This is a genomic window from Tessaracoccus lubricantis, from assembly GCF_039544535.1.
GTDB classification, from domain to species: domain Bacteria; phylum Actinomycetota; class Actinomycetes; order Propionibacteriales; family Propionibacteriaceae; genus Arachnia; species Arachnia lubricantis.
In genome coordinates, this window is sequence record NZ_BAABLV010000041.1 from 20,139 (window position 1) to 45,376 (window position 25,238).

Sequence of the window (25,238 nt, forward strand, 5' to 3'; positions counted from 1 at the left end):
TCACTGACCCTACCGTTCGAAATACGGCAGCGATCTGAGTGCTCGGTCGAGATGCCACGTCGCGTAGGCGATCACCATGCCGTCGACACGCTTGGCCGTAGCCACGTCGGTGGCCGTCGCCGTGGGCCAGTCGCCGGCCAGGAGTGCGCCGAGGTGGGTGATGCCCTCGGGCTCCAGCTGCGCCGAGCCGGACGTCCGGCAGCCGGTGCACACTGCCCCGCCGCCCTGCGGAGAGAACCACCTGACCTCGGCGTTGTCGCAGCCGGCGCACCGGGTCGTCGCGACGGCGTAGCCGGCCACCGCCAGCGCCCGCAGCAGGTAGGAGTCGACGACGAGGGGGTAGGGCCGCAGCGGATCCTCCAGTGCCTTGAGGGCTCCCGCGAGGAGGCGGTACTGCTGGACGGCGGGGCTGCCCTCCTCGGACACGAGCCGGTCTGCGGTCTCGACGAGCACCTCGGCGGCGGTGAAGCGGGAGTAGTCCGCGGCCAACCTGCTGACGTGCATGGCCTCGACCTGCGTCACGACCTCCAGCGACCCGCGGCCCTCGGCGAACTGGATGTCCACCTGGCAGTACGGCTCGAGGCGGCCGCCGAAGCGGCTCGAGGTCTTCCGGATGCCCTTGGCCACTGCCCTGACCTTGCCGTTGCGGCGCGTCAGGAAGGTGATGATGCGGTCTGCCTCACCGAGCTGGTGGGTCCGCAACACCACGGCTTCGTCACGGTAGGTGGGCACCCACCGATGATAGGCCGGTAGTCTCGTTGCGTGCCTGAGCCTCGCCGTCGCCCCACCCCGCATCCCAGCGGCGCAACGCCGCCGCAGCTGAAGGGTGCCGTCCCGCGCCACGTAGCGATCGTCATGGACGGCAACGGCCGCTGGGCCAAGCAGCGCGGGCTGAAGCGCACCGAGGGCCACGCGATGGGTGAGGCGTCGCTGCTCGACGTGGTGCACGGGGCCATCGAGCTTGGCATCCCGTACCTGTCGGCGTATGCGTTCTCCACCGAGAACTGGAAGCGCTCCCCTGACGAGGTGCGCTACCTCATGGGCTTCAACCGAGACGTCATCCACCGTCGCCGTGACGAACTGAACGACCTGGGCGTGCGCATCCGCTGGGCGGGTCGTCGTCCGCGCCTGTGGGGTTCGGTCATCAAGGAGCTCGAGGTGGCGGAGGAGATGAGCGGCACCAACACGACGCTGACTTTGCAGTTCTGCGTGAACTACGGCGGCCGGGCGGAAATCGTCGACGCTGCCCGGGAGATCGCGCGGCTGGCCCGGGACGGCCGGCTGGATCCCGACCGGCTCACCGAGGACCGGTTCCAGAAGTTCCTCGACGAGCCGGAGATTCCCGACGTGGACCTGTTCCTGCGCTCCTCCGGCGAGCAGCGGATCTCGAACTTCCTGCTGTGGCAGTCGGCCTATGCCGAGTTCATCTTCATGGACCGGCTGTGGCCCGATTTCGACCGCCGCGACCTCTGGGCGGCCGTCGAGCAGTACGCCCACCGTGAGCGCCGCTTCGGCACCGCCTGATCCCCAGCGCTTGGTCGAGGGGCGACTCGTTCCCTGAGCCAGGCGCCGCGCGCCTGGTCGAAGGGCCGACGACCCCGCTCCCTGAGCCAGGCGCCCCGCGCCTGGTCGAAGGGCCGACTCCCCGCTCCCTGAGCCAGGCGCCCCGTGCCTGGTCGAAGGGCCGACTCCCCGCTCCCTGAGCCAGGCGCCCAGCACCTGGTCGAAGGGCCCCAAGCAAGCAGACCACCTCACCGCTCCTTCGACCGGCCGCAGACGGCCGGCTCAGGAAACCCCGACGACCCGCTCCCTGAGCCAGGCGCCCAGCGCCTGGTCGAAGGGCCCCAAGCAAGCAGACCACCTCACCGCTCCTTCGACCGGCCGCAGACGACCGGCTCAGGAAACACCGACGACCCGCTCCCTGAGCCAGGCGCCCAGCGCCTGGCCGAAGGGCCCCAACACTCAGACCACCTCACCCCTCCTTCGACCGGCCGCAGACGACCGGCTCAGGAAACACCGACGACCCGCTCCCTGAGCCAGGCGCCCCGCGCCTGGTCGAAGGGCCCCAACACGCAGACCACCTCACCCCTCCTTCGACCGGCCGCAGACGACCGGCTCAGGAAACACCGACGACCCGCTCCCTGAGCCAGGCGCCCCGCGCCTGGTCGAAGGGCCCCAACACACAGGCCACCTCACCGCTCCTTCGACCGGCCGCAGACGGCCGGCTCAGGAAACACCGACGACCCGCTCCCTGAGCCAGGCGCCCAGCGCCTGGTCGAAGGGCCCCACCAGACCACCTCACGCCTCCTTCGACCGACCGCGGACGGCCGGCTCAGGAAACACCACCGCTCCTTCGACCGCCGCAGACGGCCGGCTCTGGACACGCTCATTCGAAGTCGGGCGGAAGCTCTCTGGGTAGCGGGCGCAGCAGCTGGCGACGCAGCTCGATGACCTTCTTCGCGTGCTCGTCGAGCGCGATGTCACCCAGGAACTTCGGTTCCCAGGACGGGACGGGGCGCTTGCGACCCTCGGCGTCGACGCCGCAGTAGACGAACGTGCAATGCGTGGTCTCGCGCAACTCACGTGTGCGCGGGTCGCCGGAACGCACGGAGATCGACACGTGCATGCTGGTGTTGCCCGTGTGGATCAGCCGGGCGTCGACCTCCACGAGGTCGCCGATGAACATCGGCCGGTAGAACCGGACGCCACCTGCGTAGACCGACGACACCGGACCCGCGTGCCACCGCTCCGCCACGATGCGCGCAGCCGTGTCGATCCAGGCCATCACGTAGCCGCCGTGCACCTTACCGCCCCAGTTCACGTCCGTCGGCGCAGCCAGGAACCGGAGGGTCTCACGGCAGACCTCGGTCTCCTCGCTGTAGATCTGGGTACGCATGTCGGCCTCGATGGCGCGCCGGGCCGCGTTGAGCTCCACGGCGCGGGCGTGCTGCTCGAGCTCCCACTCGTCCTGGGGGAAGAACTTCGGGACCGGCACCGGCTTGCCGTCGTCCATGGCGACGAACTGCAGGATGCACTGCGTGTTGAGGACACGTTCTCCGGAGCGCGGGTCGCCGCTGGTCACGGTGCACACGATCTGCATCGACGTGGTGCCGGTGAACACCACGCGGGCCTGGACGACGACGAGGTCACCGACCCGGATGGGCTTGACGAAATGCGTGTTGCCGACGTAGCCGGTCACGGCATAGGTGCCGGCCCAGCCCACGGCGGCGGCGTAGCCGGCCTTGTCGATCCATTCGAGCACCTTGCCGGCGTCCATCATGCCGCGCACGTTCGCGTCGAAGGGTTCCGCCAGGAATCGCAGGGTCACCCCGCGTCGTTGTTCACTCATCGGCACTCCTCGTCCGGATCCGAGCCTAGTGCGGTTCGCTCAGCCGAGCCGAGCGAATTCCGCCGTACGGACGACGGCGACCCCCACCGCATCGCTGGCCGTCAGGTCGACGACGGCCCGGATGCGCCAGTCGTGGTTGCCGTCGGGGTCGTGGATCACCTGGGTGACCTGCCAGGTGTCCTTGCCCTTCTCGAGGCGGAAGAGGTCGGGCCCGCGGGCGTCCCCGTCGAGCAGTACCTCGTCGTAGTCGTCCCAGTAGTCGCCCAGCGCGTCGTCCCAGGCATCGCGGTCCATCAGCACCTCCAGCGGCGGCTCCGTGAGCGCGGCGGCCGCTTCGTCGAGGCTGCCCAGCTCCTCCCACTTGTCAGCTGCGATCAGCTCGACACGGCGGAACATCGCGGTGCGGATCATGGCGGTGAAGGCTCGCTCGTTGCCCGTGACGGGGCGCGGCGGCGGCGGGGGCGCGCCCTGGGCAGCGAGCGCGGCGGCGGCCGCGACCTTGTCCGGGTCAGTCAGCGACTCCCACTCGTCGAGCAGCGACGAGTCGGTCTGGCGGACGGTCTCCCCCAGCCACTCGACGATGTCGTCGAACTCGTCGGTGCGGTACTCGTCGGGCACGGTGTGGCGCAGGATGCGGTAGGCATCTGTCAGGTACCGCAGCACGGTGCCCTCGCTCCGCTGCAGCTTGTAGAGCGAGATCAGCTGCGTGAAGTTCATGGCGCGCTCCCACATGTCGCGCACCACCGACTTCGGCGACAACCCGCTCGGGTCCACCCAGGGGTGGGCGCCCGCATAGATCTCGAAGGCGGCCTCGAGCAGTTCGGCCAAGGGCTTTGGCCACGTGACCTCCTCGAGCAGTTCCATCCGCTGGTCGTACTCGATCCCGTCGGCCTTCATCTGCGCGATGGCCTCGCCGCGCGCCTGGTGCTGCTGGCCGAGCAGGACCTGGAACGGGTCCTCCAGCACCGCCTCCATGACCGAGACGACGTCCAGGTGGTAGGTGGGTGAGTCCGGGTCGAGCAACTCCAGGGATGCGACGGCGAAGGGTGCCAGCGGCTGGTTCAGCGCGAAGTTCTCGCTCACGCCGTCACCGAGGCTGCACCAACTGCCGGTGGCGTCCGGCTGGCCGAGCTTCACGAGCACGCCGGAGTTCAGCAGCCCCTTGGTCAGGGCGAGCGCGCGACGCCGCAGGCCCTTCTTGCGTTCGGTGGTCTCGTGGCTGGATTCGATGAGGTGCACCATGGCCTCGTAGCCGTTGCCGGGGCGCTGCGCGATGTTCAGGATGGTCGAGTGGGTGACCTGCATGCGCGAGACGAGGTTCTCCGGCTCGGCGACGATGATCTTGTCGTAGGCCTCCTCGTTCCAGCCGACGAAGCCCTCGGGCGGTTTGCGGCGCACGACCTTGCGGCGCTTCTTCTCGTCGTCGCCCGCCTTGGCCAGCGCGCGCTCGTTCTCGATCACGTGTTCGGGGGCCTGGACGACGACGAACCCGACGGTGTCGAAGCCGGCTCGGCCGGCGCGTCCTGCGATCTGGTGGAACTCGCGGGAGCGGAGCCGGCGCACCCTGTTGCCGTCGAACTTGCTGAGGCCGGTGAACAGGACGGTCCGGATGGGCACGTTGATGCCGACCCCGAGGGTGTCGGTGCCGCAGATGACCTTGAGCAGGCCGGTCTGGGCGAGCTGTTCGACGAGGCGTCGGTACTTCGGCAACATGCCGGCGTGGTGCACCCCGATCCCGCGGCGGACCAGCCCGGAGAGGGTCTTGCCGAAGCCGGGCCCGAACCGGAAGGCGCCGATCTCCTCCTGGATGCGCTCGGCGTCGTGCTTGGTGATGAAGTTGAGGCTGAACAGGCTTTGCGCCCGCTCCAAGGCCTCGGCCTGGGTGAAGTGGACGATGTAGACCGGCGCCTTCTGCTCCTGCACCAGGTCCGTGACCTTCTCCTGCAGCGGGGTCAGCGAGTACTCGAAGATCAGTGGGACTGGGCGTTCGGCGTCGTCGACGATGCTGGTGGTGCGCCCGGTGCGCTCCGAGAGTTGCGACATGAGACGGTCGACGTCGCCCAGCGTGGCGCTCATCAGCAGGAACTGCGCCTGCGGCAGTTCCAGCAGCGGCACCTGCCAGGCCCAGCCCCGGTCGGGCTCGGAGTAGAAGTGGAACTCGTCTGCGATGACCATGCCGACGTCGGCGTCACGGCCCTCGCGCAGTGCGATGTTGGCCAGCACCTCGGCCGTGCAGCAGATGATCGGGGCGTCCGCATTGACAGACGCGTCGCCGGTGACCATGCCGACGTTGTCGGCGCCGAAGACCTGGCACAGGGCGAAGAACTTCTCGCTCACCAGGGCCTTGATGGGGGCGGTGTAGAAGCTGACGCGGTCGGTGTTCAGCGCCGCGAAGTGCGCGGCCAGGGCCACCATCGACTTCCCCGACCCCGTCGGCGTGGCGAGGATCAGGTTGTTGCCGGAGAAGAGCTCGATCGCAGACTCTTCCTGATGGGGGTACAGCGAGATGGACTCGCCTTCCGCCCAGGCGGTGAAGTGCGCATAGAGGGAGTCGGCATCACCGGCTACGGGGTCGGTGAGTCTCGGCATGCGTGCCAACCTACCATTGCCGCCTCACGAGCCCCTTCGGCCGGGCGCTGGGCACCCGGCCGAAGGGAGTGGTGGTCAGCGGGCGGAGCGGTTGAGGGCGCTCAGGATTGCCTTCATCGACGCACTCGTGATCGACGGGTCGATCCCGACGCCCCAGAGCACCTCGGCGTCGTCGCCCTCGCCGATCTCGCATTCCACGTACGCCGCGGCCTGCGCGTCGCCACCGCTGTCCAGTGCGTGTTCGGTGTAGTCGAGCACCCGCACGTGCGCGCCCGCCTCCACCAGGCCGTCGACGAACGCGGACACGGGGCCGTTGCCCTCGCCGCCGATCTCGACGCCCTGGCGTGACGGCCCGTCCACGGTGGCATGGACGACGAAGCTGCCGTTGCTCGACGTGCTGCCGGCGCTGGTCAGGCGCCATGGGCCCTCGGTGAGGTACTCACGGTTGAAGATCTCGAAGATCTCCTGCGGCGTGATCTCGCTGCCCGTCGACTCGGTGTGCTGCTGCACGGCGCGGCTGAACTCGATCTGCAGGCGTCGCGGCAGGTCCATCTTGAACTCGGACTTCATCAGGTAGGCCATCCCACCCTTGCCCGACTGCGAGTTCACGCGGATGACCGCCTCGTAGGTGCGGCCCACGTCATGCGGGTCGATGGGCAGGTACGGGGCCTCCCAGGGCATCTCGGTGACCTGCTTGCCGGCCTCCTCAGCCAGGTATTCGAGGTGCTCCAGGCCCTTCTTGATGGCGTCCTGGTGTGAACCGGAGAACGCCGTGTAGACCAGGTCCCCGGCGTAGGGGTGGCGGGGATGCACGGGCAGGCCGGTGCAGTACTCGACGGTACGGCGCACGTGGTCGATGTCGTGGAAGTCCAGCTGCGGGTCCACGCCCTGCGTGTACAGGTTCAGCGCCAGCGTGACGAGGTCGACGTTGCCGGTGCGCTCGCCGTGGCCGAACAGGCAGCCCTCGACGCGGTCCGCCCCGGCCATCTGGCCCAGCTCCGCGGCGGCGACGGCGGTGCCCCGGTCGTTGTGCGGGTGCAGCGACACCGCGACGTGCTCGCGGTGCTTCACGTTGCGGATGAAGTACTCGATCTGGTCCGCGTAGGTGTTGGGCGTGGAGCGTTCGACGGTGGCCGGCAGGTTGAAGATGATCTCGCGACCCTCGGCCGGCTGCCACACCTCCGCGACGTTGTTGCAGACCTCGACGGCGAAGTCCGTGGGGGTCTGCGTGAAGATCTCCGGGGAGTACTGGTAGCCGAATTCCACGTCGCGCAGGTGCTTGTCGGCGTACTTCATCACCATCTCGGTGCCCCGGCGCGCCATCTGCACGCACTCCTCCTCGGAGATGCGGAACACGACCTCACGGAACAGAGCGGCGGTGGCGTTGTACATGTGGATGGTGGCCCGCTTGGCGCCGATCAGCGACTCAGCGGTGCGGCTGATGAGGTCCTCACGGGCCTGGGTCAGCACGGAGATCGTCACGTCGTCGGGGACGCGGTCCTCCTCGATGAGTTGCCGCACGAAGTCGAAGTCCGTCTGCGAGGCCGATGGGAACCCGACCTCGATCTCCTTGTAGCCGATCTCGACCAGCAACTCGAACATGCGCATCTTGCGCGAGGGGGTCATCGGGTCGATGAGCGCCTGGTTTCCGTCGCGCAGGTCGGTGGACAGCCAGCGGGGCGCCTTCTCGATGCGCTTGGCGGGCCACGTGCGATCAGGTACGTCGACCGGCACGAAGGGGGTGTAGCGGTGCACCGGCATGCCCGTGGGCTGCTGGACCGGCTTGGGCTGCGGGCGGTGATGGATGTCAGTCATTGGAGTTCTCCTGGGCTGGGGTTCAAGTGCCAGACACGACGAAGCACCGCAGCGAGGAGATCCGGCTCAGAAATTCTGGGCCTCGCTGCGGCAGCCAAGGAGCAGGGTGTGCCGTGCCACGAGCGTCACAATAGCACCGCGAGCCGCCGTTGCAACCGGTCGTCCGCGTCAGCGCAGGTCGCGTCGGCGGAAGCCGATGAAGCCGATCGCCAACAGCGCCACTGCGACACCGCCCACCCACGCCAGCCCGGTCCAGCTGGGGTCGTCGGCCACCACGGTGGGCACGTGGTGCAGCGGGCTGATGGCCATGGCCCAATCCGGGAAGTCGAACGTGGGGCCGAGCAGTGTGATGCCGAAGGTCGCCACGATGACGGCCCAACCCACGAGCCGGACCGCAGGGCGGGCGCCCACCGCGGCGACCGAGACGGCCACCAACAACCACACGGCCGGCACCGTGACCGCCGCCTGGAGCAGCACGTCGGCGAAGGCGACACCGGCCCCCGAGGCGTCCGCGACCAGGCCCATGCCCGCCCCCGCGACCAGGGTGACGGCCGCGCTGGCCGCCAGGGCCACCGTCACGTTTCCCGCCAGGTAGCGCCACCTGCTGATCGCCCCGGCGACGAGCGGCTCCACCCGGTCTGCCACCTCCTCCGTGTACACCCGCATGACCACCTGCGCCCCGACGACGGCGGCGATGATGCCGACGAGGTGCAGGATCGTCGCCACGAAGGCGAAGTTGAGTTCGTCGACGTCCAGGGCACCCGCTGCGATGAAGCTGGCCATCGCCGGGTTGTCCGCGATCACGTCCTGCACGGAGACCACCAGGCTCCCCCACACCGCACCCAGGAAGGCGAGCGCGACCATCCAGACGACAAGGGACGTGCGGTGCAGTCGCCACGGCAGCGCATCGACGGTGAACCTGGCCGCCCCGGCCGGGCCCGGCCGCTGCGCCACCATGCCGAGGCCCAGGTCTCGGTGTTCCTGCAGGGTCAGGGCCACGGCCAGCAGCACGACCACGAGGCCTGCTGCGGCCAGGAGCGGCAGCGGATCGTTGTCGGTGGCCACCCCCGTGCGGCCCAGCCACCCGAACGGTGTGAGCCACTCGGTCCAGTCCGGCGCGCCGCTCATGCCGAGGTAACCGCGCAGCACGTAGCTGCCGCCGAGCACCGCCACTGCGAGCGTGCTGGCCGTGCGCGCGTCGCTGCTCAGTTGCGCAGCCACAGCGGCGACGCCCGCGAACATCAGCGCCGAGGCCGCGAAGTTGGCGGAGATCATCAGGGTCGGCGCGAGTTCTCCCCCGGACAGCCACGTCAGCAGGAAGCACACGACGAACAGCAACAGGGATGCTGCGGCCGCCAGCCCCACGGCCACGACCAGGCGTGCCCGGCGCGTGATGACGCCCGAGGCGATCAGTTCCGCGCGGCCCGAGTCCTCATCCGCGCGGCTGTTGCGCACCACGATCAGGATCGCCATGAGTCCGGCGAAGAAGGCGCCCAGCCCCCCGGCGCGCCAGGCGTTGAACCCGTCGTTGGTGAGCAGTTCCCGCGCCGGGCCGAAGATGAGCTCGAGCGCCGGGTTGGCACCCAGTGCCCTGGCCAGGGAGATCCGGTCCGACTGCTCTGGGAACACCCACCGATACCCCAGGATCGAGGTGGCCGACAGCACCGAGATGAGCATCACCCACGGGGCGATGTTGCGCGCGTCCTGGTGCAGCGCCACCTTGAACAGGTGGCGCACCCCCGAAGCGGGAGTGCGCATCTCAGCCCTCCCCGTAGTGGCTGAGGAACAGGTCCTCCAACGACGCGGGCGAGACCTTGAGTGCCCGGATCCCCAGGGGGACCAGCGCCGCCATCGCGGCGTTGATGTCCTCTGGTTCGACGGTGGCGCTCATCCGCCCCTGTCCATCGATACGCGCGTCGTGCAGCATCGGCAGTGTGGCGACGTCGGCATGTCTCGACGCGAGGGTGGCGGTGATCTCCACCCGGTTGAGGCCCTGCAGTTCAGCGAGGGTCCCGGTCTGGACGATGCGGCCCTGGCGGATGATGCTCACCCGGTCGGCCAGCGCCTCCACCTCGGTGAGGATGTGGCTGGACAGCAGCACCGTGCGGCCCTGCTCCTTGACCCGACGGATCTCGTCCTGGAACACCGCCTCCATCAGCGGGTCCAGGCCCGACGTCGGCTCGTCGAGGATGAGGAGTTCGACGTCGGCGGCGAGCGCCGCCACGATGGCCACCTTCTGACGGTTGCCCTTGGAGTACTGACGGCCCCGTTTGGTGGGATCGAGTTCGAAGCGCTCGAGCAGCTCGGCGCGTCGACGGGTGTCGATGCCACCTCGGAGGCTGCCGAGCAGGTCGATGGCCTCCCCACCGGTGAGGCCTGGCCAGAGCGAGACGTCGCCCGGTACGTAGGCCAGCCGCCGGTGGAGCGCCAGCACGTCGCGCCAGGGGTCACGTCCCAGCAGCTCGAGCGTGCCACCGTCGGCCCGCAGGAGCCCCAGCAGGACCCTGATCGTGGTGGACTTGCCGGAGCCGTTCGGCCCCAGGAAGCCGAGCACCTCGCCCCTGCGCACGCCGAGGTCCAGCCCGTCGAGCGCGGTGAACCTCCCGTACCGCTTGACGAGCCCCTCGATCCTGACTACCAGGTCGCTGTCTCCCATGGTGGTTCCTCCCCCCTGGAAATGACGACTCCCGCCGGACGGGGTCCGGCGGGAGTCGAAGTCGGGTCCACTCAGGCGATCATTTCACCGAACCGGCGGTCAGGCCACCGATGAGGCGCTTCTCGATGAAGGAGAAGAGGATGATCACGGGGACGATGGCGACCAACGCCACGGTGAACAGGTACTGCCAGTCCTGGACGTACAGGCCGAGGAACCTCGGCATGGAGACCGTCAGCGGCTGCAGGTCGTTCTGCTGGACCAGGATGAGTGCCGCCGCGAACTCGTTCCACGAGTTGACGAAGACGAACACGATGGCCGTCACGATGCCCGGCCACACCAGCGGCAGCGAGATGCGGAACATCGTCTGCAGGCGGCCGAGGCCGTCGATCAGGGCCGCCTCGTCCACCTCCTTGGGCACGGAGGCGAAGAACGCCTGCATGATCCAGATCGCGAACGACAGGTTGAACGCACCGTTGATGAGGATCAACGCCCCCCACACGGCGTACCCGGACCAGCCCTTGAACTCCTGGAAGAGGCCGACCGCGAGCACGGTGGGCTGCAGCATCTGGGTGCACAGCACCAGCAGCAGGAAGACCATGCGGCCCGGGAACCGGAAGCGGGCGATGTAGTACGCCGCCGGCGTGGCCACCACCAGCACCAGCAGCGTGGCGCCCACGGCGATCACCGTCGTCGACAGCAGGGACGACGCCGGGTTGACCGACGAGGACCACACGTCGAGGTAGTTCTGCCAGCGCGGTGACTCGGGGAAGTAGACCGGCGGGATGTCGGTGACCTCGAGCCGGGTCTTCAGCGACGTGATGAACATCAGCGCGTAGGGGAAGCCGAAGAACAGCACGATCACCAGGGAGCCGATGATCACGCCGATGAGGCTGGGCTTCTTGTCGATGCCGCCGCGGAGCTTGTGTTCAGACTTGACCTTCGCCATGGCTCAGGCCACCTCCTTCGTGGGCTGCACGATGATCAGGTAGATCGCGATGATGACGAGGCAGAACAGGAAGTTCAGCACCGACAGGGCCGACGAGACGCCGGGGCCGAGCGAACTCTGGTACTCGTACATCAGCGTGGTGGTGATGTGTCCGCGGTGGTAGCCGGGGGTCTCCTGCAGGATGCGCAGGATCGGCAGCGAGTTGAACACGTTGATGATGTTGATCAGCGCGGCCACCGCGATCGCGGGGCGCAGCAACGGCAGCACGATGTGCCAGTAGCGCTGCGGGGCCGTGGCGCCGTCGACGTGCGCGGCTTCGAGCACGTCGCTCGGCACGGCCTGCAGGCCGGCGAGAATCGTGTAGGTCGTGAACGGCAGCGAGACGTAGATGGCGACGAACACAGCCACCCAGAACGCGGACGTCGGGTCCTTCGTCCAGGCCTGCGCCGACTGGAGGATCCCCGTGTCGACGAGGAGCCGGTTGAAGAGACCGACGTTCTGCTGCAGGCCGTAGCGGAACACCGTCGCCGTCATGACGACGGAGCAGGCCCACGGCAGGATGATGAAGAGGCGCAGGAGCTTGCGGCCGCGGAAGGGCTTGTTCAGGAACTGCGCGAGGATGAGGCTGAGCACGACGGTCACGACCACCACCACGACCACCCACACCACCGTGTTGGTCATGATGCGGGCCACCGGCACACCCGGGAAGGTCAACGCACCGGCCTTGCCGATGTAGTTGTCCAGCCCGATCGGGTCCGGCGAGCGGAGGATGCCCTTGTTGTTGTACTTGAAGAAGGACGTGTAGATCATCAGGCCTGCGGGGTACAGGACCACCGCGACGATGAGGATCAGCGTGGGGAGCAACCACGGGAGAGCACGCAGCGTCTCCCATCCTCCTGAGATCTTCCGCTTCTTCTGTTGCTCCACCATCATGGGGGTGGCTGTCAACGACACCTGTGGTCGTCCCTTCTCGCTCGTGTCACTGGGATTGCGTGGGTGCGGGGTGGCACGGGGATTCCCGTACCACCCCGCAACCCTGTGCGGTTCGTCAGCTCTGGGCTGCGACCTGCGCCTCGATCTGCTCCAGCAGAGCGGCGGGCTCTTCGGTACCGATCTTGTACGCATTCTGCTTCAGAGCGGTCTGCAGCGCATCCCATGCCGGGTGCGAAACCGGCTGGAACTTGACGACCGACAGCGCGTCGAGGAACGCCGCCTGGTTGCCCTCGGCCTCGGACTTGCCCTTCTCGATGGTGGAGGTGGTCACCGGCAGGAGGCCGGTGCCCTTGTACCACGGCTCGTAGAGCTCATCGGAGTAGAGGTAGTTCAGGTACGCGGCGGTGGCCTGCTTGCGGGCCGCGTCGTCGTTGTTGAACGCGAGGATGAAGTCGGTCACGCCGATGGCAACGCCTTCGCCGTCCTTCGAGGGAACCGGGGCCAGCGCGACGTTGATGCCCTTGGCCTCTGCGTCGCCGACGACCTGGCCGTGACCGATCGCCATGGCGAGCTTGCCGGCGGCGAGCAGGTTGGTGGTGTCCTGACGGTTGTCCTCGAGGTTGGGCTGGGTGTAGCCCGCGTCGTACATCTTCTTCATCTGGGTGAAGCCCTCGATGGCGACGTCGGAGTCGGCCTTCAGGTTCTCACCGTCGATCCAGTTGCCACCGGCGCCCCAGACCCAGAGGGAGGACTCGACCTGAGCCTCTTCCTCACCCAACGGCATGCCGTAGGCGTAGATGTCGTCACCGAGGGCGGTGATCTTCTCAGCAGCCTCTTCCAGCTCGGCCCAGCTCTTCGGCGGCTCGGCGACGCCGGCCTGCTCGAACAGGTCGGTGTTGTAGACGAGCATGCGGGCAGAGGCGATGTCCGGAGCGGCCCACTGGGTGCCGTCGGGGCCCTTGCCGTTGCTCATGAGGCCGGCGTCGATGTTGGCGACGGTCTCCTCGCTGAGCAGTTCATCGATGGGGTACAGCAGACCGGCCTCGGCGGACGACGAGAACGCGTTGTCGTTGAGGATGTCGGGGTAGTCGTTGGCCTGGATGCGCGACTGGACGGTCTGCGCGAAGTTCTCCCAGCCGTCGATCTGCAACTCAACGGTGACCTTGGGGTACTCCTCGTTGAACTTCTCCGTGATGCGGTTCCAGTCAGCTTCGGAGCTGTCCGAGTAGGAGGGGGCGAGGATCTTGATGGTGGTCTCGAGGTCGGCCGGGGCGACTTCGCCAGCGCCGTTGTCAGCAGGGGCCTCATTGCCGTTGCCGTTGCCACCGCAGGCAGTCAGGGCGAAGGCGCCGACGATGGCGGCCACGCCGAGCTTGTAAACACGCTTCTTCACGTGTGTGTCCTTTCCTTCAGGTCAAGGTCAACCGGGCGGTTGTTGCGTTGATACTAGGAACTCCCCGCCGGACTGACCACTCCAGCACACCACGTCGTAATCAAATAGTTACCGTTAACAGCCTAATGCGCAGATGAGCTGCGCACTTGGCCCGCTTGAACACTATTGTCCGCTCATCGCGCGAGTTGTCATCACAAGTTGAGCGATTCTCGTTCAGAATCCCAGGCGGTTGAGGTGTTTCGCGTCTCGCTGCCATTCCTTGAGCACCTTGACGTGCAGCGTGAGGTGAACCCGGGTGCCCAGCAGCCGGTTGATCTGTTCGCGGGCCGTGGTGCCGATCTCCCTCAGCCGCGATCCCCGGTGGCCGATGATGATCCCCTTCTGGGAATCGCGTTCGACGACGATGGTGGCGAACACGTCCGTGAGTGGCTTGTCCTCCGGCCGATCGGGCCGGGGCAGGATCTCGTCGATCATCACGGCGATGGAGTGCGGGAGTTCCTCGCGGACGCCCTCCAGGGCGGCCTCCCGGATGAGTTCCGCGATGAGGGTCTCGGTGGGCTCGTCGGTGATCTCGCCGTCCGGGTAGTACTGGGGCCCCTCGGGCAGCAGGTTGATCAGGGTGTCGCGGACCACGTCGACCTGATCGCCCTCGGTCGCCGAGCAGGGGACGACCTCGGCCCACTCGATGCCGAGTTCCTCGGCCACGGCCGCGACGTCCACGAGGTGGGAGAGGATGCGTTCCTTGCTCACCAGGTCGGTCTTCGTCGCCAGGGCCACCAGCTTGGGCTTCTGCTCGAGCTTGGCGATCTCCCCGATGATGAACTTGTCCCCCGGTCCGATCCGCTGGTCGCAGGGCAGGCAGACGCCGACGACGTCGACCTCGCTCCACGTCTCGTAGACGAGGTCGTTGAGCCGCTGGCCGAGCAGCGTGCGCGGCTTGTGCAGGCCCGGCGTGTCGATGAGGATGAGCTGCCCGTCGTCGCGGGTGACGATGCCGCGCACCACGTGCCGCGTGGTCTGCGGCTTGCTGGACGCGATGGCGATCTTCTGCCCCACCAGCGCGTTCGTCAGCGTCGACTTGCCGGCGTTGGGACGCCCAACGAAGCAGGCGAACCCGGAGCGGTAGGTGTCAGTCATCGTGGTTCTCCTGTTGCGCGTGTGCTGCCAGTTCCGTGGGGTCGAGGCGACGCACGAGCACGGTGCCGATCTGGTGGCGTCTCCCGACGGCGCGGTCGGCGACGAGCTCCAGGTCTCCCACGACGGCACGTGAGCCGGGGATGGGGACGAGGTTGAGCTGTTTGGCCATGAGGCCGCCAGCGGTCTCGACGTCGTCGTCCTCGAGGTCGATGCCGAACAGTGCCCCGAGCTCGTCGAGCGGCAGCCTGGACGAGATGCGGTAGCGGCCGTCGCCGAGTTCCGTGACGGCCGGGGTGTCCTGGTCGTACTCGTCGACGATCTCGCCGACGATCTCCTCGATGATGTCCTCGATGGTGGCCAGGCCGGCGGTGCCGCCGAACTCGTCGATCACCATGACCAGGTGTGAGTGGCTGAGCTGCATCTCCCGCAGGAGTTCGCTCACCGGCTTGGAATCCGGGCAGAACGCGGCCGGGCGCATGATGTCCGCCACGGTCTCAAGGCGCTCGGCGTCCGGGAAGTCGTGGATGCGCTTGGCGACGTCCTTGAGGTAGGCGACGCCGAGCACGTCGTCGAGGCTCTCGCCGATCACCGGGATCCGGGAGAAGCCGGAGCGCAGCGCCAGGGACAGGAGCTGCCGCAACGTCTTGTCGCGCGTGACGAACACGACGTCCGTGCGCGGCACCATGACCTCCTTGACGATGGTGTCGCCCAGCTCGAACACCGAGTGGATCATCCTGGACTCGCCGGCCTCGATGAGGTCCTGTGCCTCCGCGATGTCGACGAGCTCTCGCAGCTCGGCCTCGGTGGCGAACGGACCATCGGCGTAGCCGCGCCCGGGCGTGAGCGCGTTGCCCAGGTAGATCATCAGCTGGGCGACGGGGCCCAGCACGGTGGTCAGGCCGGTGAGCACGGGCCCGAACGCACGCAGCGTGGCCTCCGGCTTCTGCCGGCCGATGGTGCGCGGCGCCACTCCCCACAGGATGAAGGAGACCACCAGCATGATCGCGATGGTCACCAGCGCCCGCTGCCAGTCCACGCGGAACTGCGTGAACATCACGATGGTGGCCACCACGATGGAGCTGATCTCCAGCGCCATTCGCGCGAACATGACCGCGTTGATCGTGGGCGCGGGGTCCTGCGTGATCAGCAGGATGCGCTCGCCCTTGCGGGCGTCGTCCTCCGCGAGGCGTTCGGCACGGGACTTGGTGATGACGCTCAGCGCGGTCTCCGCCGCGGCGAGCAACGACGCGCCGAGGGCGCACAGGAGGGCAACGCCCAGTTCAATCCATTCGGACTGCGTCACGGGATCCGATCAACTCGCTCACTCGGGAACTTCTGTGCGTCGGAGTCTAACGCAGGCGGCGGGGCCGCAGCAGCCGCCACAGCACGCCGACGGCGAGCACGACGACGCCGCCCAGCACCGACTGCCACGGCAGCGTGGCCACGAGCACCAGGCACAGCACGGCGCCGAGGACCTGCCAGGCCTTGTGGTAGCGCCTTTGCTCGGGGTCCTGGGTGAAGGCGGAGACGTTGGCGACGAAGTAGTAGAGCAGCACTCCGAACGAGGAGAATCCGATGGCGCCACGAAGGTCCGCCACCAGCAGCAGGCCGGTCAGGACCACGCCCAGCAACAGCTCGATGCGGTGCGGCACCTTCGTGCGTGGATGGGTGTGGTCGAAGAAGCGGGGCAGGTCCCCCTCCCGTGACATCGCCAGGAACGTGCGGCCGATGCCGGAGAGCAGCCCGAGCAGGGCCCCGGCGATGGCGGCCACCGCACCCCCGACGAGAACCGCGGAGGCGACGGGGTGGCCGGTCACCAGCCGCGTCAGCGGTGCCGGCGAGAGGGCCAGCACCTCGATGTCCACCAGGGTCAGCAGCGTCACCGCCACCACCGCGTAGAGCACGAGCACGATCAGCAGCGCGGTGATGATCGCCCGGCCGATCGTCCGTTCGGGGTTGCGCACCTCCTCCCCCATGGTGGCGATGCGGGCGTAGCCGGCGAAGGCGAAGAACAGGAGGCCGGCGGCCTGCAGCACGCCGTAGGCACTGCCGTCGATCTCGGCGAAGCCGAAGCTGGCGTCGCCGCTCCCTCCGAACCACCCGGTGCCCAGCGCGGTGGCGATGCCGACGATGGCCAGCGTCGCCAGCACCTTGGCGACCTGCGCCGTGCGGGTGACGCCCAGCAGGTTGACCCCGACGAGAGCCCACACCGCAGCGATGGCGACGGGCTTGTGCCAACCGTCGGGGGCCAGGTAGGCCGCGAAGGCCAGGGCCATGGCGGCGACGGAGGCGGTCTTGCCGATGACGAAGCTCCACCCGGCGAGGTAGCCGGGCCACTCCCCCAGCCGCTCCCGCCCGTAGACGTACGTGCCGCCTGCCGCCGGGTACTGCGCCGCCAGTTGGGCCGACGAGGTCGCGTTGGCCCAGGCGACGACGGCGGCGATCACCAGCGCCACCAACAGGAGATCGCCCGCAGCGGCTGCCGCGGGCGACCAGACGACGAAGACGCCGGCCCCGACCATGGAGGCGACCCCGATGGCGATGGCGTCCCACAGCCCCAGGCTGCGGCTCAGTTGGGACCGGGATTGGGGGCCAGTGGTCATTGCTACTCCTGTCAGGGCAACCTCTGTCGGCCCCACACTGTCAGGACTTGCCCGGCCTGGCCAATTCCCAAGCGGCGATGATCCGGTCGTTGAGGCCGAACATGACGGCCTTCTCCTCCGGCTCCGCGTGGTCGTGCCCCAGCAGGTGCAGCAGGCCGTGGATGAGGAGGTACTCGGCCTCCGCGTCGGGCTCGCGACCGTTCTCGGCCGCCTGCCTGGCGGTCACCTGCGGGCACAGCACGATGTCGCCGAGCAGCCCCATGGGCGGATCCTCGTCCTCGTCCGGCGCGCGGAGCTCATCCATCGGGAAGCTCATCACGTCCGTGGGCCCGGGCAGGTCCATGAACCGCTCGTGGTACTGCGCCATGGTCTCCTCGTCGACCAGGACGATGGACAGGTCCGCCTGGGGATGGATGCGCAGCTTGTCCAGCGCGAACCGGGCCAGCTCGATGAGGCCCAGCTCGTCGGCCTCGACGCCCGACTCGTTGTTGAGGTCGATCACTTAGGCGTGCCTCCGCTCGGTGGACAGGCTCTCGAACTGGTCGTAGGCGGCGACGATCCGGCCCACCAGCTTGTGGCGCACGACGTCGCGGTTGGTGAGCGTGCAGAACTCGATGTCCTCCACGCCGTCGAGGATGCGCTGCACCCCGCGCAGGCCACTCTTGACGCCGCCCGGCAGGTCGACCTGCGTCACGTCGCCGGTGACGACGATCTTGGAGTTGAACCCCAGCCGGGTCAGGAACATCTTCATCTGCTCCATCGACGTGTTCTGGGCCTCGTCGAGGATGATGAACGCGTCGTTGAGGGTGCGGCCACGCATGTAGGCCAGCGGTGCGACCTCGACGGTGCCGGAGGTGAGGAGCTTCGGCACCGACTCGGCGTCGACCATGTCGTGTAGCGCGTCATAGAGGGGGCGCAGGTAGGGGTCGATCTTGTCGTTGAGCGTGCCCGGCAGGAACCCCAGGCGTTCGCCCGCCTCGATCGCGGGACGCGTGAGGATGATGCGGCTGACCTCCTTGGCCTGCAGCGCCTGCACGGCCTTGGCCATCGCCAGGTACGTCTTGCCGGTGCCGGCGGGCCCGATGCCGAACACGATGGTGTGGCGGTCGATGGCGTCGACGTAGCGCTTCTGGTTGAGCGTCTTGGGGCGGACGTGGCGGCCGCGCGACGAGATGATGTTCTGCGTCAACACCTCCGACGCGGAGGCATTGGGCTCGTCGGCCATCTGGAGGACCCGTTCGACGGTCTCGCTGGTGAGTCCCTGGCCGGTGCGCAGGATGGTCACCAGTTCCGTCAGCACGTCTGCGGCCCTGGCCACCTCGGCGGCCTTGCCGGAGAGGGTGACCTGACCGCCGCGCACATGCAGGTCTGCTTCCAGGCTCTCCTCCAGGATCCGCAGGTACTCGTCGCGGGGGCCCAGGAGGTTGACCATGTCGATCGACGCTGGCACGGCCACGGTGCGGACGGCGTGCTGCTGGTCGAGAGAGTTGCTGTTCAGGATGTTTCCTCTGGGTGGTTCTCAGGGCGCGGTCGCGCCGAAGTCACAGTCTACGTCCACGCGAGGCCTCATTCGAGGCGCTCGTCGTCCTCGTCGTCGGAGATGATGTGCATCGCTGCCTCCTCGGCGCTCGCGGCGCCGCCGCTGAAGCCGACGTCGATCCCGAGGGTCTCGCTGCCGCCGGCGCCCTGGACCCGCATCAGGCGGCCGGCGCGTTCACGGCCGACCTCGCGCGGCTCGTCGTTGGGATTCCAGTCGCCCTCCTGCTCCGCGGCACGGTCGGGGATCTCCTGCTTGACGCGCATGTCGATGGTCTCGCCCTGCCGCATCTCGGCCGGCGTGTTGCCGAAGCCCATCGCCGGGGACCAGTCATCGGGCGTGATGTAACCCTCGTCCAGGACGTCGTCGACCCCGCGGTAGATCAACGAGTCGTCCGGCTGGAGCTGGTCCAGCTGCACTGATTCTTCAGGAACGCTCTCGGTGATGTCATCCATAACCTGAGTTTGCCACCCGGCGCCCGACGGTGGGTACAAACGCGCGGGCCGCGACCCGATATATAGTGCGCGGGTGCCTGCCACCCTCGATGAAGAATCCATGACCACCCAGTTCGCCACCCGCCAGCGGGGCGTCTACGACATCGTCGTGGCGCTGTTCTGCGCGCTGCTGTTGATCTCGAACGTCTCGGCGGTCAAGCTCATCCAGTTCGGGCCTGAGGTGGAGCTCTTCGGCTTCCCGATCCTGCCGATCATCACCGACGGCGGCGCGTTCCTGTTCCCGCTCACCTACGTGCTGGGCGACGTGCTGGCCGAGGTCTACGGCATGAGGGGCGCCAAGCGCGCGATCTTCATCGGCTTCGCGGTGTCGATCCTGGCGTCCCTCACGTTCCTCCTCGTGGGCGCCGCTCCCCCGGCCGCGGACTGGGGCGACCAGGCGGCGTTCGAGGCGGTGCTCGGGTTCGTGCCGCGCATCGTGGCCGCGTCGGTGCTGGGCTACCTGGCCGGTCAACTGCTCAACGCGTGGGTGCTGGTGAAGCTCAAGAAGCGCACCCGCGAGGGCGGGCTGTGGGCCCGCCTGCTGGGCTCCACCGTCGTCGGAGAGGCCGCCGACACCGTGATCTTCTGCATCGTTGCGTTCGCCGGCATCATCACCGGCGGGACGCTGCTGAACTACATCCTGGTGGGCTACGTCTACAAGGTGCTGGTCGAGGTGATCTTCCTGCCGGTGACCTACCAGGTCATCAAGCTGGTCAAGCGACACGAGCCCACGTACGGAGCCTGAGGGTCCTGCCGCCGGCCGTCCGCGGCCGGCTCAGGAGACGCGTCGGCCGGCGTAGAAGCGGCCGAGGAACTCGCTGCGGAACGCGCCGAAGGTGCCGTCCTTCAGCGTCAGGCGCATCTGGTCCACCAGGCGCACCGTGAAGCGCTCGTTGTGGATCGTCGCCAGCGTGGAGGCCAGCATCTCCTTGGCCTTGAACAGGTGGTGCAGGTACGCGCGGGTGTAGTGCGTGCACGTGTAGCAGTCGCAGCCGTCCTCCAACGGGATGAACGAGCGACGATGCGCTGCGGTGTTGACGTTGTAGCGACCGTCCGCGGTGTAGATCGCCGCGTTGCGGGCCACCCGGGAGGGGTTGACGCAGTCGAACGTGTCGGCGCCCATCTCGACGGCGGCGAAGAGGTCGTCGGGTTCCGAGATGCCCAGCAGGTGGCGGGGCTTGTCCTCGGGCAGTTCGTCGACCATCCAACCGATGATGCGGCCCAGGTTCTGCTTCTCGAGGGCACCGCCGAGCCCGAAGCCGTCGAACCGCTGGCCGTCGACCTCGAGGGACGCCAGGTCACGCGACGCCCGCCGCCGGAGGTCCTCGTACTGCGCGCCCTGGATGACGCCGAACAGCGCCTGGTACGGCTTGCCCACGCGCTCCGCGGTGAGGCGGGCGTGCTCCCTGAGGCAGCGCACCGCCCATGCGTGGGTGCGCTCCACGGAGTCCTCCTGGTACTCACGGGTGTTCATCAGCGTGGTGAGCTCGTCGAACGCGAACATGATGTCGGCGCCCAGCTCGTGCTGGATCCGCATCGACACCTCGGGCGTGAACCGGTGCCTGGTGCCGTCGAGGTGCGACTTGAACGTCACGCCGTCGTCGTCGACGTGCGCGCGCCTCGTCTTGCCCTCGGCGATCACGTCGTCGTCCGCCATGCCCTTGGTGTCCATGGCCAGCACCTTCTTGAACCCGGCGCCGAGGCTCATCACCTGGAAGCCGCCGGAGTCGGTGAACGTGGGCCCCGGCCAGTTCATGAACCTGCCGAGGCCGCCCGCCTCGTCGACGATGTCAGAGCCGGGCTGCAGGTAGAGGTGGTACGCGTTGGCCAGCACCGCCTGTGCGCCGGTGTCGGCCACGGATTCGGGCAGCACCGCCTTCACCGTCGCCTTGGTGCCCACGACGATGAAGGCCGGCGTCTCGATGTCGCCGTGCGGGGTGTGGATGACGCCCGCGCGGCCAGGGGCGTCGTCGAGGCTGTGGGTGACGTCGAACGAGAAGCTCATCGGCGGGCAAGCACGTCGAGTTGGGCGAGCGCGACGGCGGCCGCGGTCGACGTGCGCAGCACGCCGTCGCTGACCAGCACCGGCTGGGCGCCGGCGCCGACGAACGCGTCGAGTTCGTCTGGCGAGATGCCGCCCTCGGGGCCCACGATCACCAGGCCGAACCCCTCGTCGGGCAGTTCGACCTGCGCGATGTGCAGTTCTGCGTCCTCGTGCAGCACGAGCGCGATGTCGGCTTCGCGGATGGCGGCGAGCACCTGGGCCGTGGAGGCGGCCTCGACGGCGGGCGCGCCGAACCGGCGCGACTGCTTGGCCGCCTCGCGGGCGGTGGCGCGCCACTTGTCGACTGCCTTGGCGCCGCGTTCGCCCTGCCAGCGCACGATGGAGCGGGACGCCTGCCACGCGATGATCCGCTGAGCGCCGAGCTCCGTGGCCATCTGCACCGCGAGGTCGCTGCGGTCGCCCTTCGCGAGCGCCTGCACCACGCCCCAGCGCAGCGGCGGGGCGTCGTCGTCGAAGACCTCGGCCACCTCGACGGTGAGCTCGCGCTTCGCCACGTCGACGACCTCGCCTCGCAGGCCCAGCCCCTCGCCGTTGGCCAGCAGCACGCCCTCGCCCACGGCGATGCGTTTCACGCTGACGGCGTGGTGCGCCTCGTCGCCGGTGACCACGACGCGCTGCCCCGGGCGGACGGTGTCGTCGAAGTCGGCGAAGAAGAGCGGGTCGGTCACGAGAACCACTCGCTCAGCTTGCCGAAGACCCCGCCCTTGCCGGGCTTGGCGGTGACGGCCTCCGCCCGGGTCTCGTCGCGGGCCACGGCCAGCTGGCGCAGCAGTTCACGCTGGTGGTCGTCGAGCTTGGTGGGCGTCTGCACCAGCAGGGTCACGCCCAGGTCGCCGCGGCCGCCGCCCCGCAGCCGCGGCACGCCCCGGCCCTTGAGCGCGATGCGGGTGCCCGACTGGGTGCCCGACGGCACCTCCAGCTCGACCGTGCGGTCCTCCACGTCGGACTTGTCCCACTCGGACTCGAGCGTGGTGAGGCTGACGGTGGTGCCGAGCGCGGCCGCAGTCATGGGCAGCTTCACCACCATCTCGAGGTTGTCGCCGTCACGGCGGAACGACTCATGCGGGTTGACGCTGAGTTCCACGTACAGGTCGCCCGCAGGGCCCCCGCCGGGGCCGACCTCGCCCTGGCCCTCGAGGTGGATGCGGATGCCCGTCGAGACGCCGGCGGGGATCTTCACCTGCAGCGTCCGCGTGGTGCGCACGCGGCCCTCGCCGGAGCACTCGCCACACGGGCGCGGGATGATCGTGCCGTAGCCCCGGCAGGTGGGGCACGCCTGCGAGGTGCGGATGTCGCCGAGGAAGCTGCGCTGGATCTGCGTGATGTCGCCGTTGCCGTTGCAGGTGGCGCAGGTCACCGGCTCCGAGCCGGGCTCGCCGCCAGAGCCGGAACACTTGGGACACACCACCGCGGTGGCCACCTTGACGGGCTTGGTGACGCCGAACACGGCCTCGTGCAGGTCCAACGAGACGCGCACCAGGGCGTCCTGCCCCTGTCGCACGCGCGAGCGCGGACCCCGGCTGCCTGCCTGGCCGAACATCGCGTCGACCAGGTTGGTGAAGTCGAAGCCGCCTGCGAAGCCCCCGCCGAACCCGGAGAAGCCCGCACCGGCGGCACCCGACATCGGGTCACCGCCGCGGTCGAAGACCGCGCGCTTGTTGGGGTCGCTGAGCACCTCGTAGGCCTCGCTGAGCTCCTTGAACTTCTCAGCTGCCTCCGCGTCGCCATGGGCGACGTCGGGGTGGACCTTCATGGCGCGGCGGCGGTAGGCCTTCTTGATGCTCTCAGGCGTGGCGTCGCGTTCGACGCCGAGGATGGCGTAGTAGTCCTTGCTCATATCTTCTTTGCGTTCAGCCTTCGATCAGGAATCTGCTCACGTAACGCGCCACGGCGCGTACCGCGGCGATGGTGGACGGATAGTCCATCCGGGTGGGGCCGACGACGCCGAGGCTGGCGCCGAAGTCCGCCCCGTACCCGGAGGCCACCAGCGAGGTCGACTGGAAGCCATGGGCAGTGTTTTCCTGCCCGATGCGGACGGTGACCTCGTCACCGGCCGCTTCGCCGAGCAGGCGCATGAGGACGACCTGTTCCTCCAACGCCTCCAGCAGCGGTCTCATGTTGGCCTCGAACGCTGCGCCGGCGAGGTTCGGCACGCCCGCCACGACGACCTGCGACGCGGGCTCGGCCGCAATCGTCTCGAGGACCGAAGCGATGACCGGCGCGGCGAACGCGCGGTCCTCCGGTGCGATGGTGTCGAGCAGCCCGACGAGCGCGCCCGCCGCGTCTGCCGGCCCGCGCCCGATGGTGGCGGCCGCCACCTTCTGGCGCAGGCCGTGGAGCCTGCCCTCGTCCGCCGTCGGCGCCTCGAGGACGGTCTGCTCGACGCGGCCCGAGGACTGCACGACGATCACCATCATGCGCTCGGCGGTCAGCGACACCAGTTCGACGTGGCGGATCACGTCATGCTGGGCCACGGGGTACTGGACGATGGCCACCTGACGGGTCAGCTGCGCGAGGAGCCGGACGGTGCGCATCACGAGGTCGTCGACGTCCGCGGTGCCGTTCATGAACGACGTGATGGCGTTGCGCTCGGCGCCGGAGAGCGGCTTGATGCGCGCAAGCTTGTCGACGAACAACCGATACCCCTTGTCGGTGGGGATGCGCCCGGCGCTGGTGTGGGGCTGGGTGATGTAGCCCTCCTCCTCCAGCGCGGCCATGTCGTTGCGCACGGTGGCCGCGGACACGTCTAGCTTGTGCCGTTCGACGAGGGCCTTGGAGCCGACCGGCTCGCGGCTGGCCACGTAGTCGGTCACGATGGCCTTCAGGACTTCGAGCTTGCGGTCGTCGAGCTTGCGGTCGTCGAGCATGTCACCTCCATCAGGTCGCGCCGGGTCTGCCGTTGGCACTCTCGTTTGCCGAGTGCCAGTGTACCGCCCCTACGATGGAAGGCATGACACTCGACTGGACCCCCGTCACCGACCGCGTCTTCGTCACCACCGTGCAACCCCACAGGGTCAACATCGGGCTGGTCGTCGGCGACAGGGAGGCACTGCTGGTCGACACCGGCAACTCGCCCGAGCAGGGCGCCGAGATCCTGGCGTCGGCCCGTGCCAAGGCCGGGGTGCCGGTCACGCACGTGCTGCTGACCCACGACCACCACGACCACGTCAACGGGCTGGCCGGCATGGAGGGGGTCACGTCGATCGCGCACGAGGACCTCGCCGCCGTCGAGGTCACGCGCACGTTCTCGATGGCGCTGGCCGTGGACCTGGGCAACCTCCGGGTCGAGGCGCTGCACTTCGGCGCCGGCCACACCGACCACGACGTGATGATCTACCTGCCCGGGGAGAACGTCGTGTTCGCCGGGGACCTGCTCGAGGAGGGCGCGGACCCCCAGGTCGACGACCGCGGCTCGCTCAGCAACTGGCCCACGGTGCTCGACGGCGTGCTGGGCGCCGCCAACGCCACGACGAAGTTCGTCCCGGGGCACGGTGCCGTCGTGGACCGGGACTTCGCGTTCATCCAGCGCGCCGAGATCGGCATGATCTACGGGCAGACCGAGATGCTGATCCACCAGGGCACCAGGCTCGAGGACGCCGCCATCGCCACCGAGTGGCCGTTCAGCGCCGAGACGCTGGCCGTCGCCCTCCCGAAGGCGTACGCCGAGTTGAAGGCACGCGGCGTCGAGCCGAAGCGACACCTTCCGCTCATCTGAGCGGCC

22 protein-coding genes are annotated in these 25,238 nt (G+C 68.5%); 3 read left to right on the forward strand and 19 right to left on the reverse strand.

Annotation, left to right across the window (positions count from 1 at the left end; all coding sequences use genetic code 11):
* Window positions 1–9: 9 nt before the first annotated feature.
* Entirely contained in the window at window positions 10–732 is a 723-nt protein-coding gene (recO, locus tag ABEA30_RS13660; RefSeq protein WP_345583781.1) for a DNA repair protein RecO, read from the reverse strand.
* A gap of 123 nt (window positions 733–855) precedes the next feature.
* Here recO and ABEA30_RS13665 point away from each other — a divergent pair, with 123 nt between their 5' ends.
* Window positions 856–1,524 (forward strand): isoprenyl transferase, encoded by a 669-nt coding sequence (locus ABEA30_RS13665; protein ID WP_425584640.1) that lies wholly within the window; start codon window positions 856–858, stop codon window positions 1,522–1,524.
* 862 nt (window positions 1,525–2,386) lie between these two features.
* On the opposite strand, the gene ABEA30_RS13670 is transcribed toward ABEA30_RS13665, so the two are convergent.
* The 14 genes from ABEA30_RS13670 to ABEA30_RS13735 all read right to left on the reverse strand — a co-directional run bounded on the left by ABEA30_RS13670 (window position 2,387) and on the right by ABEA30_RS13735 (window position 19,413).
* On the reverse strand, window positions 2,387–3,349 hold the full coding sequence (locus ABEA30_RS13670; protein WP_345583783.1) for an acyl-CoA thioesterase: 963 nt from the start codon (window positions 3,347–3,349) through the stop codon (window positions 2,387–2,389).
* 39 nt (window positions 3,350–3,388) lie between these two features.
* The gene (locus ABEA30_RS13675; protein WP_345583785.1) at window positions 3,389–5,938 is read right to left on the reverse strand and encodes a DEAD/DEAH box helicase; all 2,550 of its coding nucleotides are present in this window, start codon (window positions 5,936–5,938) and stop codon (window positions 3,389–3,391) included.
* A gap of 75 nt (window positions 5,939–6,013) precedes the next feature.
* Window positions 6,014–7,753: a 2-isopropylmalate synthase gene (gene leuA, locus ABEA30_RS13680; RefSeq protein ID WP_345583787.1), complete on the reverse strand. Its 1,740-nt coding sequence runs from the start codon at window positions 7,751–7,753 to the stop codon at window positions 6,014–6,016.
* Between the two features lie 168 nt (window positions 7,754–7,921).
* On the reverse strand, window positions 7,922–9,511 hold the full coding sequence (locus ABEA30_RS13685) for an ABC transporter permease (RefSeq protein ID WP_345583789.1): 1,590 nt from the start codon (window positions 9,509–9,511) through the stop codon (window positions 7,922–7,924).
* A 1-nt stretch (window position 9,512) separates the two neighbouring features.
* Window positions 9,513–10,409, reverse strand: coding sequence for an ABC transporter ATP-binding protein (locus ABEA30_RS13690; RefSeq protein WP_345583791.1), 897 nt, complete (start codon window positions 10,407–10,409; stop codon window positions 9,513–9,515).
* A 79-nt stretch (window positions 10,410–10,488) separates the two neighbouring features.
* The gene (locus ABEA30_RS13695; RefSeq protein WP_345583793.1) at window positions 10,489–11,355 is read right to left on the reverse strand and encodes a carbohydrate ABC transporter permease; all 867 of its coding nucleotides are present in this window, start codon (window positions 11,353–11,355) and stop codon (window positions 10,489–10,491) included.
* A 3-nt stretch (window positions 11,356–11,358) separates the two neighbouring features.
* The gene (locus ABEA30_RS13700) at window positions 11,359–12,309 is read right to left on the reverse strand and encodes a carbohydrate ABC transporter permease (protein ID WP_345583795.1); all 951 of its coding nucleotides are present in this window, start codon (window positions 12,307–12,309) and stop codon (window positions 11,359–11,361) included.
* A 94-nt stretch (window positions 12,310–12,403) separates the two neighbouring features.
* Window positions 12,404–13,681 carry an extracellular solute-binding protein gene (locus tag ABEA30_RS13705; RefSeq protein WP_345583797.1) on the reverse strand — a complete coding sequence of 426 codons (1,278 nt, stop codon included), beginning with the start codon at window positions 13,679–13,681 and terminating at the stop codon, window positions 12,404–12,406.
* 213 nt (window positions 13,682–13,894) lie between these two features.
* Window positions 13,895–14,818 carry a GTPase Era gene (era, locus tag ABEA30_RS13710; protein WP_345583799.1) on the reverse strand — a complete coding sequence of 308 codons (924 nt, stop codon included), beginning with the start codon at window positions 14,816–14,818 and terminating at the stop codon, window positions 13,895–13,897.
* A complete protein-coding gene (locus tag ABEA30_RS13715; RefSeq protein WP_345583801.1) occupies window positions 14,811–16,121 on the reverse strand; it encodes a hemolysin family protein in 1,311 nt (436 codons plus the stop codon). The genes era and ABEA30_RS13715 overlap by 8 nt, the downstream gene beginning before the upstream one ends.
* A 46-nt stretch (window positions 16,122–16,167) precedes the next feature.
* Window positions 16,168–17,421, reverse strand: coding sequence for an APC family permease (locus ABEA30_RS13720; RefSeq protein WP_345583803.1), 1,254 nt, complete (start codon window positions 17,419–17,421; stop codon window positions 16,168–16,170).
* 40 nt (window positions 17,422–17,461) lie between these two features.
* Entirely contained in the window at window positions 17,462–17,923 is a 462-nt protein-coding gene (ybeY, locus tag ABEA30_RS13725) for an rRNA maturation RNase YbeY (RefSeq protein ID WP_345583805.1), read from the reverse strand.
* Window positions 17,924–18,853, reverse strand: a complete 930-nt coding sequence (locus ABEA30_RS13730) for a PhoH family protein (RefSeq protein ID WP_345583807.1) — start codon at window positions 18,851–18,853, stop codon at window positions 17,924–17,926.
* 134 nt (window positions 18,854–18,987) lie between these two features.
* The gene (locus tag ABEA30_RS13735) at window positions 18,988–19,413 is read right to left on the reverse strand and encodes a DUF5709 domain-containing protein (protein WP_345583809.1); all 426 of its coding nucleotides are present in this window, start codon (window positions 19,411–19,413) and stop codon (window positions 18,988–18,990) included.
* 73 nt (window positions 19,414–19,486) lie between these two features.
* Between ABEA30_RS13735 and ABEA30_RS13740 the strand changes: the two genes are divergently transcribed.
* Window positions 19,487–20,197 (forward strand): queuosine precursor transporter, encoded by a 711-nt coding sequence (locus ABEA30_RS13740; protein WP_345583811.1) that lies wholly within the window; start codon window positions 19,487–19,489, stop codon window positions 20,195–20,197.
* Window positions 20,198–20,227: 30 nt separating this feature from the next.
* On the opposite strand, the gene tgt is transcribed toward ABEA30_RS13740, so the two are convergent.
* From tgt to hrcA, 4 genes are read right to left on the reverse strand one after another with little or no spacing between them, the layout of a single operon-like run.
* Window positions 20,228–21,457: a tRNA guanosine(34) transglycosylase Tgt gene (gene tgt / locus ABEA30_RS13745; RefSeq protein ID WP_345583813.1), complete on the reverse strand. Its 1,230-nt coding sequence runs from the start codon at window positions 21,455–21,457 to the stop codon at window positions 20,228–20,230.
* Entirely contained in the window at window positions 21,454–22,185 is a 732-nt protein-coding gene (locus ABEA30_RS13750; protein ID WP_345583815.1) for a 16S rRNA (uracil(1498)-N(3))-methyltransferase, read from the reverse strand. Before ABEA30_RS13750 ends, tgt begins: the two co-directional genes overlap by 4 nt.
* Window positions 22,182–23,354 (reverse strand): molecular chaperone DnaJ, encoded by a 1,173-nt coding sequence (gene dnaJ, locus ABEA30_RS13755; protein WP_345583817.1) that lies wholly within the window; start codon window positions 23,352–23,354, stop codon window positions 22,182–22,184. The genes ABEA30_RS13750 and dnaJ overlap by 4 nt, the downstream gene beginning before the upstream one ends.
* Before the next feature lie 13 nt (window positions 23,355–23,367).
* Window positions 23,368–24,384, reverse strand: coding sequence for a heat-inducible transcriptional repressor HrcA (hrcA, locus tag ABEA30_RS13760; RefSeq protein WP_345583819.1), 1,017 nt, complete (start codon window positions 24,382–24,384; stop codon window positions 23,368–23,370).
* Window positions 24,385–24,467: 83 nt separating this feature from the next.
* Here hrcA and ABEA30_RS13765 point away from each other — a divergent pair, with 83 nt between their 5' ends.
* Window positions 24,468–25,232 (forward strand): MBL fold metallo-hydrolase, encoded by a 765-nt coding sequence (locus ABEA30_RS13765; protein WP_345583821.1) that lies wholly within the window; start codon window positions 24,468–24,470, stop codon window positions 25,230–25,232.
* Window positions 25,233–25,238: the final 6 nt, after the last annotated feature.